14 protein-coding genes and 1 tRNA gene are annotated in these 16,947 nt (G+C 33.9%); 10 read left to right on the plus strand and 5 right to left on the minus strand.

The window, feature by feature from the left end:
• Window positions 1-80: 80 nt before the first annotated feature.
• A complete protein-coding gene (locus tag AC0UBM_RS08485; protein ID WP_475688328.1) occupies window positions 81-530 on the plus strand; it encodes a GatB/YqeY domain-containing protein in 450 nt (149 codons plus the stop codon).
• 43 nt (window positions 531-573) lie between these two features.
• Window positions 574-647: transfer RNA gene (locus AC0UBM_RS08490), tRNA-Arg, on the plus strand.
• Window positions 648-852: 205 nt separating this feature from the next.
• On the opposite strand, the gene AC0UBM_RS08495 is transcribed toward AC0UBM_RS08490, so the two are convergent.
• Entirely contained in the window at window positions 853-2,040 is a 1,188-nt protein-coding gene (locus tag AC0UBM_RS08495) for a WG repeat-containing protein (protein ID WP_475688329.1), read from the minus strand.
• Between the two features lie 250 nt (window positions 2,041-2,290).
• On the opposite strand from AC0UBM_RS08495, the gene AC0UBM_RS08500 reads away from it, so the two are divergent.
• The 3 genes from AC0UBM_RS08500 (at window position 2,291) to AC0UBM_RS08510 (ending at window position 7,427) form a co-directional block, all read left to right on the plus strand.
• A complete protein-coding gene (locus AC0UBM_RS08500; protein WP_475688330.1) occupies window positions 2,291-2,716 on the plus strand; it encodes a rhodanese-like domain-containing protein in 426 nt (141 codons plus the stop codon).
• A 317-nt stretch (window positions 2,717-3,033) separates the two neighbouring features.
• Complete coding sequence (locus AC0UBM_RS08505) at window positions 3,034-5,373, plus strand: alpha-L-rhamnosidase-related protein (protein WP_475688331.1); 2,340 nt, start codon at window positions 3,034-3,036, stop codon at window positions 5,371-5,373.
• Between the two features lie 68 nt (window positions 5,374-5,441).
• Window positions 5,442-7,427, plus strand: coding sequence for a glycoside hydrolase family 97 protein (locus tag AC0UBM_RS08510; RefSeq protein ID WP_475688332.1), 1,986 nt, complete (start codon window positions 5,442-5,444; stop codon window positions 7,425-7,427).
• 58 nt (window positions 7,428-7,485) lie between these two features.
• Here AC0UBM_RS08510 and AC0UBM_RS08515 read toward each other — a convergent pair whose 3' ends face one another.
• The 4 genes from AC0UBM_RS08515 to AC0UBM_RS08530 form a co-directional block, all read right to left on the minus strand.
• Entirely contained in the window at window positions 7,486-8,556 is a 1,071-nt protein-coding gene (locus AC0UBM_RS08515; protein ID WP_475688333.1) for a nucleotidyltransferase family protein, read from the minus strand.
• 9 nt (window positions 8,557-8,565) lie between these two features.
• Window positions 8,566-9,696 carry a hypothetical protein gene (locus tag AC0UBM_RS08520; RefSeq protein ID WP_475688334.1) on the minus strand — a complete coding sequence of 377 codons (1,131 nt, stop codon included), beginning with the start codon at window positions 9,694-9,696 and terminating at the stop codon, window positions 8,566-8,568.
• 7 nt (window positions 9,697-9,703) lie between these two features.
• Window positions 9,704-9,937, minus strand: coding sequence for a hypothetical protein (locus tag AC0UBM_RS08525; protein ID WP_475688335.1), 234 nt, complete (start codon window positions 9,935-9,937; stop codon window positions 9,704-9,706).
• A gap of 87 nt (window positions 9,938-10,024) precedes the next feature.
• Complete coding sequence (locus AC0UBM_RS08530; RefSeq protein ID WP_475688336.1) at window positions 10,025-11,770, minus strand: T9SS type A sorting domain-containing protein; 1,746 nt, start codon at window positions 11,768-11,770, stop codon at window positions 10,025-10,027.
• A 561-nt stretch (window positions 11,771-12,331) separates the two neighbouring features.
• On the opposite strand from AC0UBM_RS08530, the gene AC0UBM_RS08535 reads away from it, so the two are divergent.
• The 5 genes from AC0UBM_RS08535 to AC0UBM_RS08555 all read left to right on the plus strand — a co-directional run bounded on the left by AC0UBM_RS08535 (window position 12,332) and on the right by AC0UBM_RS08555 (window position 16,947).
• A complete protein-coding gene (locus AC0UBM_RS08535; RefSeq protein ID WP_414036262.1) occupies window positions 12,332-12,850 on the plus strand; it encodes an ArsR family transcriptional regulator in 519 nt (172 codons plus the stop codon).
• Entirely contained in the window at window positions 12,850-13,320 is a 471-nt protein-coding gene (locus AC0UBM_RS08540; protein WP_475688337.1) for a UpxY family transcription antiterminator, read from the plus strand. The genes AC0UBM_RS08535 and AC0UBM_RS08540 overlap by 1 nt, the downstream gene beginning before the upstream one ends.
• Before the next feature lie 126 nt (window positions 13,321-13,446).
• Window positions 13,447-14,565 carry a GDP-mannose 4,6-dehydratase gene (gmd, locus tag AC0UBM_RS08545; protein ID WP_414036260.1) on the plus strand — a complete coding sequence of 373 codons (1,119 nt, stop codon included), beginning with the start codon at window positions 13,447-13,449 and terminating at the stop codon, window positions 14,563-14,565.
• 26 nt (window positions 14,566-14,591) lie between these two features.
• Window positions 14,592-15,548: a GDP-L-fucose synthase family protein gene (locus AC0UBM_RS08550; protein WP_475688338.1), complete on the plus strand. Its 957-nt coding sequence runs from the start codon at window positions 14,592-14,594 to the stop codon at window positions 15,546-15,548.
• Between the two features lie 7 nt (window positions 15,549-15,555).
• On the plus strand, window positions 15,556-16,947 hold the full coding sequence (locus tag AC0UBM_RS08555; protein WP_475688339.1) for a UDP-glucose 6-dehydrogenase: 1,392 nt from the start codon (window positions 15,556-15,558) through the stop codon (window positions 16,945-16,947).

Here is a 16,947-nt window from a genome sequence, read left to right on the forward strand (position 1 = left end):
GTTTAATTTAAGCTAGTAAAACCCAAAAACTCTAGGATGTTTTTGGGTTTTTCTTTTTATCTTCGCAGGAAATAAATATTATGGGTTTACAACAAGATATCATGACCGCAATGAAAGTTGCCATGAAAGCAAAAGACCAAACAGCTTTAGCGGCTTTAAGAGCAGTAAAGTCTGAGTTGTTATTAGCACAAACAGAAACAGGTTCTAAAGAAGAAATTACCGAAGAGCAAGAGATTAAAATCTTGTCTAAATTGGTAAAGCAACGTAAAGATAGTGCTTCGATTTTTACAGAACAAGGCCGTTTAGATTTAGCAGAACCAGAATTGGCACAAGCCGAAGTCATTAGTCAGTTTTTACCTGAGCAATTAGATGAAGCTGCAATTGAAAAAGTGGTTGTAGATGCTATCGCGAAAGTGGGTGCGGAAGGTATGAAAGACATGGGGAAAGTTATGGGCGTTGTTAACCAGCAATTAGCGGGAAAAGCGGACGGTAAAACTATCTCGACTTTAGTAAAAAAACACTTAGTTTAATCTAAGTACAATATATTAAGTGTCCTGCTAAGGTAGGACCAATGGCTGCGTAGTTCAACTGGATAGAATATCAGATTTCGGCTCTGAGGGTTGGGGGTTCGAATCCCTTCGCGGTCACAGTTTAAAAAGGCATTAACAATAATATTGTTAATGCCTTTTTTTAGTTATTAATCTTAATGAAATGAGTGCAGATGTTAGTGCAATTATGTTTTGAGTTAGATCCTTTTAATTGATTTATGATTATGTTGGTATCTAGAAAATAGTTCTATTTTAAGAAGTAAACGTATTTTAATTTAGTGCAATGAAAGAATAAAAATAATTATTAAAATTGACTTTTTTGCGCTTGCACCATTACGAGTTCTCCTTCTGGATTTATATAGCCTGAAAGAAGTTTATTATTGCCATCGTTAAAATATACTCGAGCCAAACCTGAGTTAAATTTGCCGATAGAATAATATTTTGTTTCTGTTATTTCACCTGTATCTAGGTTTAGAATAGATTTGTTTCCAGATCTTTCAGATTGTAATACCATGACTTTTTTGCTCTCCATAAAGCTATGATTGTAATAATCAGATCGATTTGGATAGGGGGAAAAATCTGCCAGATCATATAGTGTTTTTCCTGTATTATCAATTATTCGATACCCTTTATTAATTACTCCATCAACATATTTCATTGAATAGATTCTAACTAAAGCCTTATTGTTTTCAAAATTATAAGCCGCAATATAATTAACATCAATAGCGATATTGTTCGCTTTGTCTATGTACCCAAATTTTTTATCAGTGTTTTGTACTACAGCTAAACTATTATTATTAAAAGGTCCAGGAGGCTTTGTGTACATAAAATCGATTACTGTTTTTCCTCTATCATCAATAAATCCCCATTTAATCTTTCCATCGCTTTCGATGGAAGCTCTAATTAAACCATCATTGTCAGGGTTTACAACTTCATTATAAATATATCCTGTTTCGGATTTTGTGTCTAAGAAGACTAATTTATAACGCTTTTGAGTTTCTAGATTAGAAACAGCTATAATATTATTAGAAATAGGGTAAAACGTATATTCACTATCACCTAAGAATTTAAATATAGGTTCTCCTTTTGCATTTAATATTTCAGATTCTATTTTTTCACCCTTGTTTAAAGCCCAAGAATCTCTAGAGTCTAATTTTAAAAAGAAGTTTTTTTTGACTAAAATTTTACTATTTTTTGGCTGTACTATTATATCACCTGTAACACTTTTTATTCCTTCATTCTTGTAATCTTCTGAAATTACATAAAGACCATTTTTTTGCATTCCACTGTAGTCACTATGCTTTCTTTGTAATTTAGAGTCTCCTATATCTATATTTTGACCAAGAGAATCAATAAAACTAATTTTGGAGCCATTCTTAACTATGGCGTAACCATTTTGAAACTCTCCTAACTCGTCATAATATAATTTAGTTTGTGCTACACAGGATAAAGAAATAAACAAGATTGTAATTAGTAGAAATCTATTTTTCATATTTTCTTTTATTTTTTTTTAATATTTTGATTTTAAATATAAGAAATTGATTTAGAGTAAATTGTCTTTTTTTTGTTATTTAATTCTTTAATTAATTAATTAATTTCAATAAAAAGAGTGTAGTAAGGGTAATAATAACACCTTTTTTATAAAACTGTAATCAAAAGTGACTAAGATTACTTAGACTTTTAAAAAATATTCGTTTCTTGTCTTTTTGATATTAATTAAATAAACTTTACTAAACGGTTCTATGAAAAATCATCTTAAATATATTTTAATTCTTATAACAGTATTGTGTACTAATTTAGTGGTCTCTCAAGAGAAAAGCACATCACTTTCTGTAGACGAATTTTCTAAAATAATGAGTGAGCAACCAGAACTTATGGTTGTAGATGTGAGAACACCGGAGGAGTTTGACAGCGGACATCTAGAAGGAGCTATAAACTATAACTGGAAATCTGCGGACTTCAATAATCAGATTTTGGATTTAGATAAATCAAAAGAAGTCTTAATCTATTGTAGAAGCGGAGCACGAAGTGCTAAAGCAGCCGAAAAAATGCGTTCGGAAGGCTTTACAACTGTTTACGAGTTAAAAGGTGGGCTAATTGATTGGAAAAAGGAAAATATGTCTGTAGTAGTTCCTGAAGGCGTAGAGCAAGGCATGAAAGTAGAGTAAGTGTTCTCTTCAAATTGATCCTCTTGCATGCAATTAAAATGTTTTGTGCCAATGCAAAATCATTATTAGAACATATAATCGTGGCGGCTTTCTTTAATATGTTCAAAAATTAACAAATAGTTCCAAATTGTTGTCGACTTTCTATCAATTTGGGAGTTTTATTAATGGTAAACGCTATAATGCACAAAATTAATTTCTATTTTAGTACATTGGAAATCTGATAGTACTTGTCATTTTAAAAATTAAGAAATATCCTCAGCTGTAAAATGGCTCGAATCATTGACAAATGCAATATCAAATAGAGAAAAGCATAACGGATGAATTCAAGCATTTTAAAATTTATTATTTTATTTTTTTTAGTATTATTTCCTTGTAGCAAGATCAATGCGCAAGACCAATGGAAAGCAAGCTGGATTACCGAGCCTGCGCCAGCCACTCAAGATACTTCCAATGTCTGGTACAGCCTAAGAAAAGATTTTTCTCTTAATGATGTGCCTAAAGAAGCTTTGGCTAAAATTGCAGTAGATAGTAAATATTGGCTGTGGGTGAATGGTGAACTAGTTGTTTTTGAAGGAGGTCTAAAACGTGGACCAAACCCAACCGATACCTACTACGATGAGAAAGATATTGCCAAGTATCTTAAAAAAGGAAAAAATACAATCTCAGTTTTGGCTTGGTATTTTGGTAAAGATGGTTTTTCTCATAACAGTAGCGGACAATTTGGTTTTATCTTTGAATGTATCACACCTTCAATACAAATTCTAAGTGACGACACCTGGAAAATAAAACATAATATAGCTTACGAAACATGTCCAGAACCTTTTCCTAACTTTCGGTTATCAGAGTCGAGTATTCGATACGATGCGAGGAAGGATTTAGGTAAATGGTACCAGAATAATTACAGTACCGAAAAATGGAATAATGCACGGGTACTAGGATCTGTGCCAATGGAGCCGTGGAACAATCTTGTGCTTCGTCCGATTCCGTTTTGGAAAGATTTCGGATTAACACCTTATGTTAATACTCCTAATTTTCCTTTTACTACAGAGAAAGATACCGTGATTAGTATGGACTTGCCTTTCAATTTACAAATTACGCCATATCTTAAAGTAGAAGCTCCAGAAGGACGTATAATTGAGATTAAAACGGATAACTTTAAGGGTGGTGGCGATTACAATATGTACGCACAGTATATCACTAAAAAGGGCGAGCAAGCTTACGAAAGTTATGGTTGGATAAACGGACATAAAGTATTGTATTCAATTCCGAAAGGGGTAAAAGTTTTAGATTTAAAATACCGTGAAACGGGATATAATACTGAGTTTTCAGGAAGTTTCAACAGTTCAGATGAATTTCTAAATAAGATTTGGAAAAAATCGTTACGAACGTTATATGTCACCATGCGAGATACGTACATGGATTGTCCAGATAGAGAGCGTGCACAATGGTGGGGAGACGAGGTTAACGAGGGAGGAGAGGCTTTTTATGCCTTAGATACCAATAGCCATGCCTTGCTAAAAAAGGGTATGTATGAGCTCATAGGTTGGCAACGACAGGACTCTACGCTATTTTCACCTATTCCAGCGGGAAACTGGGATAAAGAATTGCCTTCGCAAATGCTTACCAGTATTGGGTATTATGGATTTTGGAATTATTACTTACATACCGAGGATAAAAAAACGATGTCGGATCTTTATGATGGTGTCCAAAAGTATTTAAAAATATGGCAAATTAACGAAGATGGTACTGTAGTGCTTCGTCGTGGTGGCTGGATTTGGGGAGATTGGGGAAGAGATAAAGATATGAAGCTCATTTTTAATGGTGTGTATTATTTGGCCTTAAAAGGTGTTCTTAATATGGCTATTTTGTTAGAAAAGCATGATGATGAAGTGGAGCTTAGGCAAAAAATGAAGGGTTTAAAAGAAGGTTATAATAGAAACTTTTGGACAGGAACAGCATACCGTCATCCAGACTATAAAGGAAAAACCGATGATCGAAGTCAGGCGTTAGCCGTGGTGTCTGGTTTAGCCGATGAAGATAAATATGAAGCTCTTTTTGAAGTCTTTAAAACTGAAGAACATGCTAGTCCGTACATGGAAAAGTATGTTTTAGAAGCGTTGTTCCAAATGGGGCAAGCAGATTATGCTATTAAGCGTATGAAAAAACGCTTTGGCCCGATGGTGAATCATCCGGATTATTCTACGTTGTTTGAGGGTTGGGGTATTGGTAAAGAGGGTTTTGGAGGCGGAACAACCAATCATGCGTGGAGTGGTGGTGCTTTAACTATCCTGTCTCAATATTTGTGCGGTATCGAACCTATTACTCCGGGGTATTCTAAGTTTCAGATTATTCCAAATCCAGGATCAGTTACACAAGCCTCGGCAACTGTACAATCGGTTGTAGGTACTATAAAAAGTGAATTTGTAAATAGTCTTGATACATTTCAACTTTCTGTTGTTGTCCCAAAAGAAACCGAAGCAATTATTGGTATTCCTAATGATGATTATGCACGGATAACTTTAAATGGAACTCTAATATGGGAAAATGGGGTGTTTATTCCAAACAAAGAAATTAGAGCATTTCAAGGAGTTGTAGATAGGCATATTACGTTTAAAGTAGGTCCAGAGATGTGGAAATTTGAAGCTATAAAAAAGTAATAAAACTTAAAATTAGTAGTGCGTAATTGTATTGTTTGCAAATCTTTAGGTGATGAAATAAAATAAATATGAAAAATAATTCTAGAATGATGTTAAAGAGAATAGTGTTTTTACTTTTTATAACCTTAATGAGTCAGCAAACGTTTTCCCAAAATTTTGAAATTACATCACCCGATAAAAACATAACGCTTAAAGTTACTGTTGCAAATAATATTTCTTGGTCTGCTTCTCTAAAAGGGAATGAAATTATAAAAGAAGCTAAAATTGCAATGGATTTTTCTTCGGGGGAAGACTTTGGTGTTAAACCCCAAGTAACACATCACACTGTAAAATCATTTTCTTCAATGATTTATCCTGGGGTACCACATAAGGATGCCGAAATTAAAGATGAATATACTGAAATAGCTTTAACTTTTAAAGGCAAGTATCAACTTCATATACGTGCATATAACGACGGAGTTGCATACCAGTTCCTTGACGAGGGGAATCGTGAGAGAGATGTGAATTCAGAGCAGATACAAGTAACTTTTCCTGAAGGGGCAAAATCTTTCTTTCCGCAAGAATCGACTATGTATTCTCATAATGAACGGGCGTATTTAAATAAAAATGTTTCAGATATATCATCTAATGAGTTTTGTAGTTTACCGGTTGTGTTTACAACAGATAAAGCAAAAGTTTTATTAACGGAAACAGCACTTCACGATTATCCAGGCATGTTCGTTAGAGGTAATGGAAATACAACTGTAGATGCTATTTTTCCAAAATATGTTTTAGAGGCTGTCGATGCACAAAGTCAGGGAGATCGAGATCAGGTCATTACTAAAGAAGCTAATTACATTGCAAAAGTATCAGGAAAAAGAGCATATCCTTGGAGGGTTTTTATTATAAGTGACGACGATAGAACGTTTGTAGAAAGTAATCTAACCTATCAATTGGCAAGACCACAGGCAATCGAAAATACGGAGTGGATTAAACCTGGTAAAGTGGCTTGGGATTGGTATAATGCCAATAATATTTATGGCGTAGATTTTAAATCGGGATTAAACACAGCGACTTATAAATATTATATTGATTTTGCTTCTTCTAGCCATATTGAGTACGTTATTTTGGATGAAGGTTGGACGAAATCTACTACGGAAATTCTTGATTTCAATCCCGATATAGATGTCCCTGAATTAATTCGTTATGCAAAAGAAAAAGATGTAGATATTATTCTTTGGGCGTTATGGAAACCTCTGGATGCTAATCTTAAAGAAATACTAGAGACATATAAAAGTTGGGGCGTAAAAGGCGTTAAAATAGATTTTATACAACGAAACGATCAGTATGTTGTAAACTCTTACGAACGTATTGCAAAAGAATGTGCAAGACTAGAACTGTTAGTCGATTTTCATGGTTCATTTAAACCTTCTGGTTTACGACGGGTTTATCCAAATGTTATTAATTACGAAGGCGTAAAGGGAAGTGAAAATAATAAATGGAGTAAGGATATTACGCCAGAGCATAATGTAACCATTCCTTTTATTCGTATGGCGGCAGGACCTATGGATTACACGCCCGGCGCTATGAGTAATGCGCAGAGACAAAATTTTGCCGTTAAGGGAAAACGTCCAATGAGTATGGGAACACGTGCCCATCAAGTCGCTATGTACGTTGTTTACGAAGCACCGTTACAAATGCTTTGCGATTCTCCATCGCGATATTATAAAGAACAGGAAACTGTAGATTTTATAACTCAAATTCCAACAACCTGGGACGAGACAGCAGTGCTTCATGGAGCCATTGGCGATTATATTGCTGTGGCGAGAAGAAAAGGAGATACTTGGTATATCGGAGCCATGACAGATTGGTCGTCAAGACAATTAGAGATAGACCTTTCTTTTCTTAAGGCTGGCGATTATAAGATGGAAGTGTTTAAAGATGGTGTAAATGCAAACCGTTTTGCAGAAGATTATACGGTAGAAACGCTAGATGTAAATCAGACTTCTAAAGTGACGGCAGATATGTCGCATGGAGGTGGTTGGTCTGCTATAATCTCAATGAAGAAGGATTAATTGAAGCGGTTTCTTATTAGGTAAGAATTTATAGTACAAGAAACCGAGATCGTCACATTTAAAGTTTAGATTTAATAAAGTCTTTAATGCGTTGCCGATCGTTTAATACATCTTTTCTATAGTTTCTATTGACTAGGAAAAACCAAGTACGATGGAGTACTAGTTTTAAAAGATTTATATAGGAGAGGATTTTATAATGCCAAAACCCGAAATTTTGATATTTGTTTTTTAATAAATAGACTTTAGTGTTGTATGTTAATCTTAACGATGTTGGAGGCTTTGGAATCTCATTTAAATAAATCCGACCTAAATTAAAATTATTTTTAATATGTCTGTTTTTAAATAATTCTTTTTCGTCATTCAATCCTAAATGAGGTAAAAGGACTAATGTGTCGTAAAAATTTTTAAGACCTATAAAATTATAAAACGATCCAAAATCATTGATTTGAAAATTCAGCACATTGTGAATTAATAAATGTTTCACAGAAGGAATTGGGGTTCTTGTGACCTCTACAAACTGTTTGTTTTCTAAGACATGAACTGGATGTAATGCTTTCTGATCTTTATCTAGAAGTTTAAAATGTATTTCTACAGCTCCGATGTAATCTTTTGAAGCTAATCTTAAGAGATGTTTATCTTCAAAATACTTAGGGCTTATAGTTGGTTCTTTTGCGTAAGTATATCCGTTATCTATTAATAAATCGAATGCTTGTTGGCATTGTGCTCTTGGAATTAAAATATCTATATCTCCAATCATGCGTTCGCCTATGTCTTCGTAGTAATTAGATGCAATCATTGCGGCGCCTTTTAGATATACATGTTCTATATTTTTTGTTTTAAACCAAGAGCTTATAAGTTTTACTTCTTGTAATAAGGCGTTATTTCGTTCTTTGTTTAAATCGAATATGTAGGCAAGGTAGTGTTGTAAGTCTTGGGGTAGGTATTGCAGTAAATCTTTAGATTTTAGTCTGGAGTACAACGTGGGAATAACTAATTGTCTGCTACCTTCACTAATTATACTTTCCCAGTTAAAAACATGATTTATTATATCTTGTTTTAAAGAAAGTTGGTCCGTTTTAAAACTTAGTATACGGGAAATGTGAGTTAGTGTAACTTCAAGAGGACTCATAACGCTTACTTATTCGTCTTTAAAGATAGTCGAAAAAATATCAATTGCATCTTGATTATTGCTGTATGTAAGTCTATAAAATGTGACAGTGCTTATCCAATTAAGAAAAGCTTTTGCATTTTCTGGTTTAGGGGAAATCCAGGAATCTGGAATTAATATTTCAAGAGCTGTTTTAGCATCTAGGGTGTCTAAATCTACATCTGCATCTTTCTTGTAATTAACTAAAACTATAGATTTACACGGCAGGTGATTTTGTTTAGGTTTTGGAGGTGCAATATACTTTATGCCACCTTTGTACGCTCTTAAAAAGCTTTGAGGAATATTGTCAAAATTAGGAATTAAGGGTTTTATTGTAGAAAATGCGCCAGGCTTAATTGAGATGCCACCAGGGAAATAGTAGGTGTTTAAATCGGCTCTTAAAATAGGAGTAGTGTCGTCGGCAATTAATTGGTAGCCATGATGTGCTAAGATTGTTGTTAAAGTGCTTTTTCCACTTCCAGATGTTCCAATTAGCATTACGGATTCTGATTTTGTTGCTACGGTAGACGCGTGAAATAATCCCATCCAATCATGTTCTTCTTTACCATATAAAGAAGAAATAAGTTCCATGTTAAATTTTCCTTGCAATTCATGAAAATGCTGAGTTTCGCATGCTTTTATAAATTGATTGTTTTTAAAAAGCATTATTTGCTGATTTACTTCATGTATATCGAACCAAAAATCAGGTTTCGCTATGTTGAAAGTTTCTAAGTGGCAAATTTGAGGATGAATGTAACTAAGTAATGTGTCTGATTGCACATGGATTTTAAAGTTTAGTCCCTTCGAAGTGTAGGATTTAGATATAACCCTATTGTTTAGCTCTAAATTATATTTAGGTTTAAGATTTTCTGGTTCGGGTGTATTTCTATCTATAAGGAATTTATTAATATCCTTGTACAACGCACTAGCTTGTTCTTCAGTTAGATTAAATTCGTCTTTGTATGCATCTATGCAAAGATTTATAGTATCTAAATTAAAATATGTGTCAATACAATAAAACAATCCATTATTAACTATAGCATACTGGTTCGAAAGTTCGAACCAAAGTATTTTATAATCAATAATGGATTGAGAATATTTAGGTTTTAGATCAGTGTTCAATAATTTATTAAAAATTATTTTTTACTTGACTCTTATTAATAAATTCTGAAGACTGCTCTTTTGAATCTGTAGGGCTTTCCTGAGGAGCTACGCGAGACCCTGGAGGTCCAATCGGTTTGCTGGTGTTTTGAGCACGTAAAGGCGATAATATAGCAAATGTTCCAACGGCCGTAAATGCAGCATATTTTCCCATTTTTTTTATGGCTTCTTTACGAGTTATCTCTGTGTGCTTGTTTTCCATAAATTGTTTTTTTAAATATGCAAAAAAAATAGTTAAAGTGCAATAAATTCAGTGTAAAGGTAAATTAAGTTTTTGATATGCAAAACATTATTTTAAAATAACTCGCTTTGTAATATTCTTACCAGCAGGGGTTTTAACTTTTACTATATAAATACCACTACCGTAATTAGAAGAATTTATTTGATACTCGTTAACTGTATTGCTTATTGTTGTACTGTTTATTTGTCTTCCTTGCATATCGTATACTGAAAGTTTCGTATTCTTTTCAAGTAATCCTTTTATACTTATAGAATGGTTAGCCGAAATAAATTGTAAAGTTTCAAAAGTACTATCTTCGTCTAAAGATAATCGCTCTTCGTTAGTTACATGTACAACAAAACGTCCCAATCCCGTTAATTTTTCCTCTGTAGTAAAGGTGTATGCGTTTTCTGTTAACGTAGTCCAGGTATTGGTTTTAGTATCTTCTAGATAAACTATAGCACTACTCTCTAGTGTGTTGTTCTTAAGATCTATCGTAACTTGTTGTCCCTTTGGAGCTTCAATACCCAAGGCTATAGCAGTACCTGAGTTATCTAATGCAGTAGTTGGTATTGCTTGTATCCCAAGTTTATAATTTGAATTTGTTTCAGGTTCTGCTAATTGCGTATACATTGTAAATCCAGAAGGATTAGAACCGTAAATTGATGTATCGAATCTTTCGTCTACACCTAAAGAGGCATCATCTGTAAAATATATGTCTGTATAGTGTTTTTCCTCTGTACTTGCAGATAAATTTAAAGAAATGTAAGGAACGGCTTCTTCTTCTTCAATATCTCCTCTTCCTGTTATAAAATCATCTCCACCGCTAATACTAGACACTGTTCTTGAAAGCTCTCTAAATCTTATATCCGTGTTTTCTAAAACGGCTACATAAAAACCTTGTCCTGGTGGAATTCCATAATTGGTCAATTCGTTTAAAACTATCCAATAAGATCCATTATCTGCATAAATTCCTTTTTTTATTGGTTGGAATTTATCGGAGTTATTGCGAATAAATGTTCTAGCTCGAATATAGGCAGGATACGGGTTTCCAACCAAGTTCCATTGTGAAGCAATTGTACTTGGGGTGTGCAATACGGGTACGAAAATGTCTTCCGTTTCATTAGATCCTCTAAAGGATAGGATATTGTCTGAAGATTTTGTAGCGGCATGGTACCCTACCCCTGATGTAAACACCACTGCATTGTCGCTACTATTAGATGTGTCCCATTCTAAATACGTCCCCGAGGCTTTATCCCAAGTACCAAATCGTTTAATAGTAGTTGTACTGTAAGGTTCATATATGTTGTCATTATTTGTGGCGAAATCACCAAAATTTATACCAGATAATGGAGATGAAATAAATTGACTACGTGGTCCGGGCTTTACATAAAGATCGTAGTTTAGTAAACCTGTAGAAGTGCCTTGTACATATATTGCTCCGTATTGTGTTGAATTAGATTCAATGGTTAAATCCCCCTCTATTAATAAATTCCCGGTAGTTAAATCGGGTACTCCGTCTGATATTTCCCCCTGTACCAAGAATACCCAAGCCCCTGGTAAAATAGTTGCACTCCCTTCTTCTTCTATGGTTAAATTAACACATCTTGTTTCGTCAGGAAAAACGACATGTCCTTTTTGAATAATTATATTCTTGCCTTGGCTTGTTTCTGTTGATGTACCGGGTACTATGCCATCCTTCCAGCCGTCATAGCCACCTGATGAAACTGGGGCTTCATTGTAAATAAGGTCTTGACTATAGCCTAATGTAGAAACGGTTAGGCTCAGTAAAATTAAATAGTAAATTTTCTTCATAGTATTTTTTTTAAGTAAGTAGGTTCTAGGCTGTTGTAGCTAATATTTTAATACAAATATAGATACTGTGTATAACTATGATATAAATTTTATTTTTATTAGCTGAAATACTATTTAACATCGTTGAATGGTAAAATTTAACTTTTTTAGTCTATTATTTGTAGGTTTTAGATTACAAAATAAATTGCTATAACACTAATCTCTATTTCTGTGTTATTTTTTTGCGAATATCTTAGTAGAAGGTGTGATTTGTTAGTGTTTTATGTTAATATTGCTTTATTACAGATTAACATGTAGTAAGCGCGTCAGAAATTGCGGTATAATTTATTTGTGGTGCAATAAGAATTCATAAAGAGTCTCTTAGTGATATTTAGAAGTGGAAGTTAAGTTGAGAATTATTTGTTTTTTTATAAGATTTGGAGTGATTTAAGTAATAATTACTAAGAATATTGTGGCTTTGTTAATTCTTTGTTATTTAACTGTTTTAATAAAATAATTTTTTGTAATTAATTTTGCTGTTTCGTAAAAAGGAGTAGTTTTGTTACTCGTTTTAAAAACCATATGTTAGAATCTCTAATTACCTCAAAGACAAGAATTCGTATTTTAGTTAAGCTATTCCTTAGCGCTAATAATAGTGGGTATTTAAGAGGTTTGGCCTTGGAGTTTAACGAGTCTACTAATTCTATTAGAAAAGAACTTAATCAATTGTCTTCAGCAGGCTATCTCGGAAAAGAGAAAGAGCAAAACAAAGTAACATACAAAGCAAATACCGAACATCCTTTGTTTTATCCATTGCAAAATATGGTAAGAAAATATGTGGGGTTAGATACAATTGTTGCTACGGTACTGGCGCGTATGGGGCATGTATCTCGTGTTATTGTTATTGGAGATTATGCAGAAGGAAAAGATTCAGGTCTTATAGATGTCGTAGTAGAAGGAGAAAATTTGAATACAATATATATTAATCAAATGGCAGGCAAAATAGAATCGGAAATAAAAAGGAAGGTTAATTTTTCTTTTACCGATTCCTATCAGCAAAAAAATGGGCTTGTTATATATGATGAATCGATAGAGAAGTGATGAAGTCAAGGTGGTATGTTGTCTATACGAAGTCTAGAAATGAGAAAAAGGTCGAGGCTAATTTAAATCGTTTAGGAGTAGAAGCTTACTGTCCTGTGAAAACTGAGATTCGAGTTTGGAGTGATAGAAAGAAGAAAGTATTTGTACCTTTATTACCGTCCATGGTCTTAGTTAAACTTTTGGAATCTAAACGCAATAAGGTGTTTAGTGTACCGGGAGTTGTGAGATATATGTTTTGGAATGGAGAGCCTGTAGTGGTTAGAGAAGATGAGGTGGCGGTGTTGAAAGAGGTAGAGCAGAGTAAGGATATGACGTTGGAGAGTGTTGACGTTTTAAAACCAGGAGCACGTGTAGAAATGTCTGATTTTGGATTCGGTGAGGAATATGGAGAGGTTAAACATGTGTCGGGTAATCAATGTTGGGTGGTGTTGAAAAAATTAGGTTTTGTAGTTAAACTACAGCTTCAGTAAAGTGAAGTATTAAAATAAAGATTAAATTGGAGCAACCAGTAATGGGGTGCACCACGGCGAAGCCGTGAGTAATACGGAATAAATAAAAAAAATAACATAACATATTTTGTAAATATTATCAGTCTTATGAAACAAAAAGTAGCTTTAATTACAGGTGTAACTGGCCAAGATGGTGCTTATTTAAGTGAGTTTTTATTAAAAAAAGGATACGAAGTCCACGGTTTAAAACGTAGATCTTCACTTTTTAACACAGATCGTATCGATCATTTATACCAAGATCCGCATATCGATGGTCGTAATTTCTTTTTGCATTACGGGGATATGACTGATAGTACAAATCTTATTCGCTTAATAAAAGAAATTCAGCCAGACGAAATTTATAATTTGGCAGCAATGAGTCACGTACATGTATCTTTCGAAATTCCTGAATATACAGGAAATGCAGATGGATTAGGGACATTACGTATTTTAGATGCTGTTCGTTTATTAGGTTTAGAAAAGAAAACAAGAATTTATCAGGCGTCTACTTCAGAGTTGTACGGAAAAGTACAAGAAGTTCCTCAATCGGAAACAACTCCATTTTATCCGCGTAGTCCTTATGCAGTTGCAAAAATGTATGCTTACTGGATTACAGTAAATTATCGTGAAGCTTATAATATGTATGCTTGTAATGGTATTTTATTTAATCATGAATCTCCAATTCGTGGGGAAACGTTTGTAACGCGTAAAATTACTAGAGCGGTTTCAAGAATTGCTCTAGGTCTTCAAGATAAATTTTTCTTAGGAAATTTAGATGCACAACGTGACTGGGGACATGCAAAGGATTATGTTCGTATGATGTGGATGATTCTTCAGGCTGAAGAAGCTGAAGACTGGGTTATCGCTACAGGAAAAACAACTCCAGTTAGAGATTTCGTAAAAATGGCTTTCTCTGAATTAGGAATTACCTTAGAGTTTAAAGGGGAAGGTGTTGACGAAAAAGCATATGTAGCATCTTGTGATAATGCAGATTTTCAATTAGAAATAGGAAAAGAAGTTTTAGCTGTAGATCCTAAATATTTTAGACCAACAGAGGTTGAACTATTAATAGGTGATGCATCAAAAGCAAATAATAAATTAGGCTGGATTCCTGAATATGATTTAAACGATCTTGTTAAGGATATGATGAAAAGTGACTTAAAGTTGATGCAAAAAGATCAATTCCTAAGAGAAGGAGGTTACGATACTCTAAACTATTTTGAATAATCTGTAATAGATTTATCTAAAGTATTATGAATAAAAATTCAAAAATTTATATAGCTGGTCATCGTGGTATGGTAGGTTCTGCCGTTTGGCGTGCCTTAGAAGCAGATGGTTATACTAATCTTATTGGGCGAACGAGTTCCGAATTAGATCTACGAAATCAAGATGCAGTAAGTCAGTTTATAATTTCAGAAGAACCAGATGTCGTTATTGATGCAGCGGCACGTGTAGGAGGAATCCTAGCGAATAGTGAGTATCCATATCAGTTTTTAATGGAAAATCTACAGATTCAGAATAATCTTATAGACGCGGCTCATAAACAGGGAGTAGAAAAGTTTATCTTTTTAGGAAGCTCTTGTATATACCCTAAATTAGCGCCTCAACCTTTAAAAGAGGAGTATTTACTTACCGATTCATTAGAACCTACAAACGAATGGTATGCTATAGCTAAAATTACTGGTGTTAAAGCTTGTGAGGCTATTAGAAAACAATACGGTAAAGATTATGTAAGTTTAATGCCTACAAATCTATACGGTTCGTTTGATAATTTCGATTTAAAAACATCACACGTTTTACCTGCCATGTTACGTAAGTTTCATGAAGCTAAAGAAAACGGGAATGGACCAGTTACTTTGTGGGGTAGCGGTACACCGATGCGTGAATTTTTATATGTTGACGATATGGCTGAAGCTGTAGTTTTTGCTGTGAATAATACCTTGCCTGAACATTTGTATAATGTAGGTACGGGAACAGATGTCACAATAAAGGAATTAGCAGAAACGATACAGAAGGTTGTAGGTCATGAAGGTGATATTATTTGGGATTCAGAAAAACCAGATGGTACACCAAGAAAACTAATGGATGTTTCAAAGTTGAAACATGCAGGATGGAGTTATAAAACAGAATTATTACAAGGAATTGAAAATACATACGCTTGGTTTCTAGATCATCAAGCTTCATTAAAACAAGTTAAATTATCTAAATAAAATCAGAATGAAAATTAAGAACATTTGCTGTATAGGCGCGGGTTATGTTGGAGGCCCAACAATGGCGGTAATCGCACAAAAAAATCCAGGAATTAAAGTTACTGTTGTAGATTTAAATGTAGAGCGTATAGCGGCATGGAATGATACTAATTTAGATAATTTACCAATTTACGAGCCAGGTTTAGATAAAGTTGTAGGTGAAGCTCGTGGAAGAAATTTGTTTTTTTCTACAGAAGTAGATAAAGCTATCGATGAAGCCGAAATGGTATTTATTTCTGTAAATACACCAACAAAAACATATGGTGTAGGAAAGGGAATGGCTGCCGACTTAAAATATATTGAATTATGTGCACGTCAGATAGCACGAGTGTCTAAAAGCGATAAAATTATTGTAGAAAAATCTACTTTACCGGTTCGTACGGCCCAAGCAATTAAAAGTATTTTAGACAATACTGGTAACGGAGCGAAGTTTCAAATTCTATCAAATCCTGAGTTTTTGGCAGAAGGAACAGCTGTTGAGGATTTAATGGCCCCAGATCGTGTGCTTATTGGAGGAGAACAAACACCTGAAGGTTTAGAAGCTATTGATGCATTAGTAAACGTGTACGGAAGTTGGGTAACTAAAGAAAATATTTTAACAACTAATTTGTGGTCATCTGAATTATCTAAATTAACTGCAAATGCATTCTTGGCACAACGTGTATCTTCTATAAATGCATTGTCAGAATTATGTGAAGTTACTGGAGCCGATGTTAATGAAGTGGGGAGAGCTATAGGGAAAGATAGTCGTATTGGACCAAAATTCTTAAAAGCTTCTGTTGGATTTGGAGGTTCTTGTTTCCAGAAAGATATTTTAAACTTAGTTTATATTTCAAAATCGTATGGCTTAGATGCTGTTGCCGACTATTGGGAACAAGTTATTATAATGAATGATCACCAAAAACATCGTTTTGCAAAGAATATTGTTAAGACATTATATAATACGGTTTCTGGTAAAAAAATTGCATTTTTAGGTTGGGCATTTAAGAAAGATACCAACGATACAAGAGAATCTGCTGCTATTTATGTTGCTGATATTTTATTAGACGAACAAGCTAATATTGTAGTTTATGATCCAAAAGTAACGGCTCAACAAATGTATGGTGATTTAGACTACTTACAAACTAGAGATTCTGCTTCAAACGAAAAAGGATTAACGGTAGTAAACGATCCTTATGAAGCGCTTAATGGCGCACATGCTATTGCAGTATTAACAGAATGGGATGAGTTTAAAGCTTACGATTGGCAAAAAGTTTATGATAATATGCAAAAGCCTGCTTTCGTTTTTGATGGACGTAGTGTATTAGATAAAGCTGAATTAGAAAAAATCGGTTTTCAAGTTTATGTTATAGGGCAATAA

Source organism: Formosa sp. F44 (genome assembly GCF_056238645.1).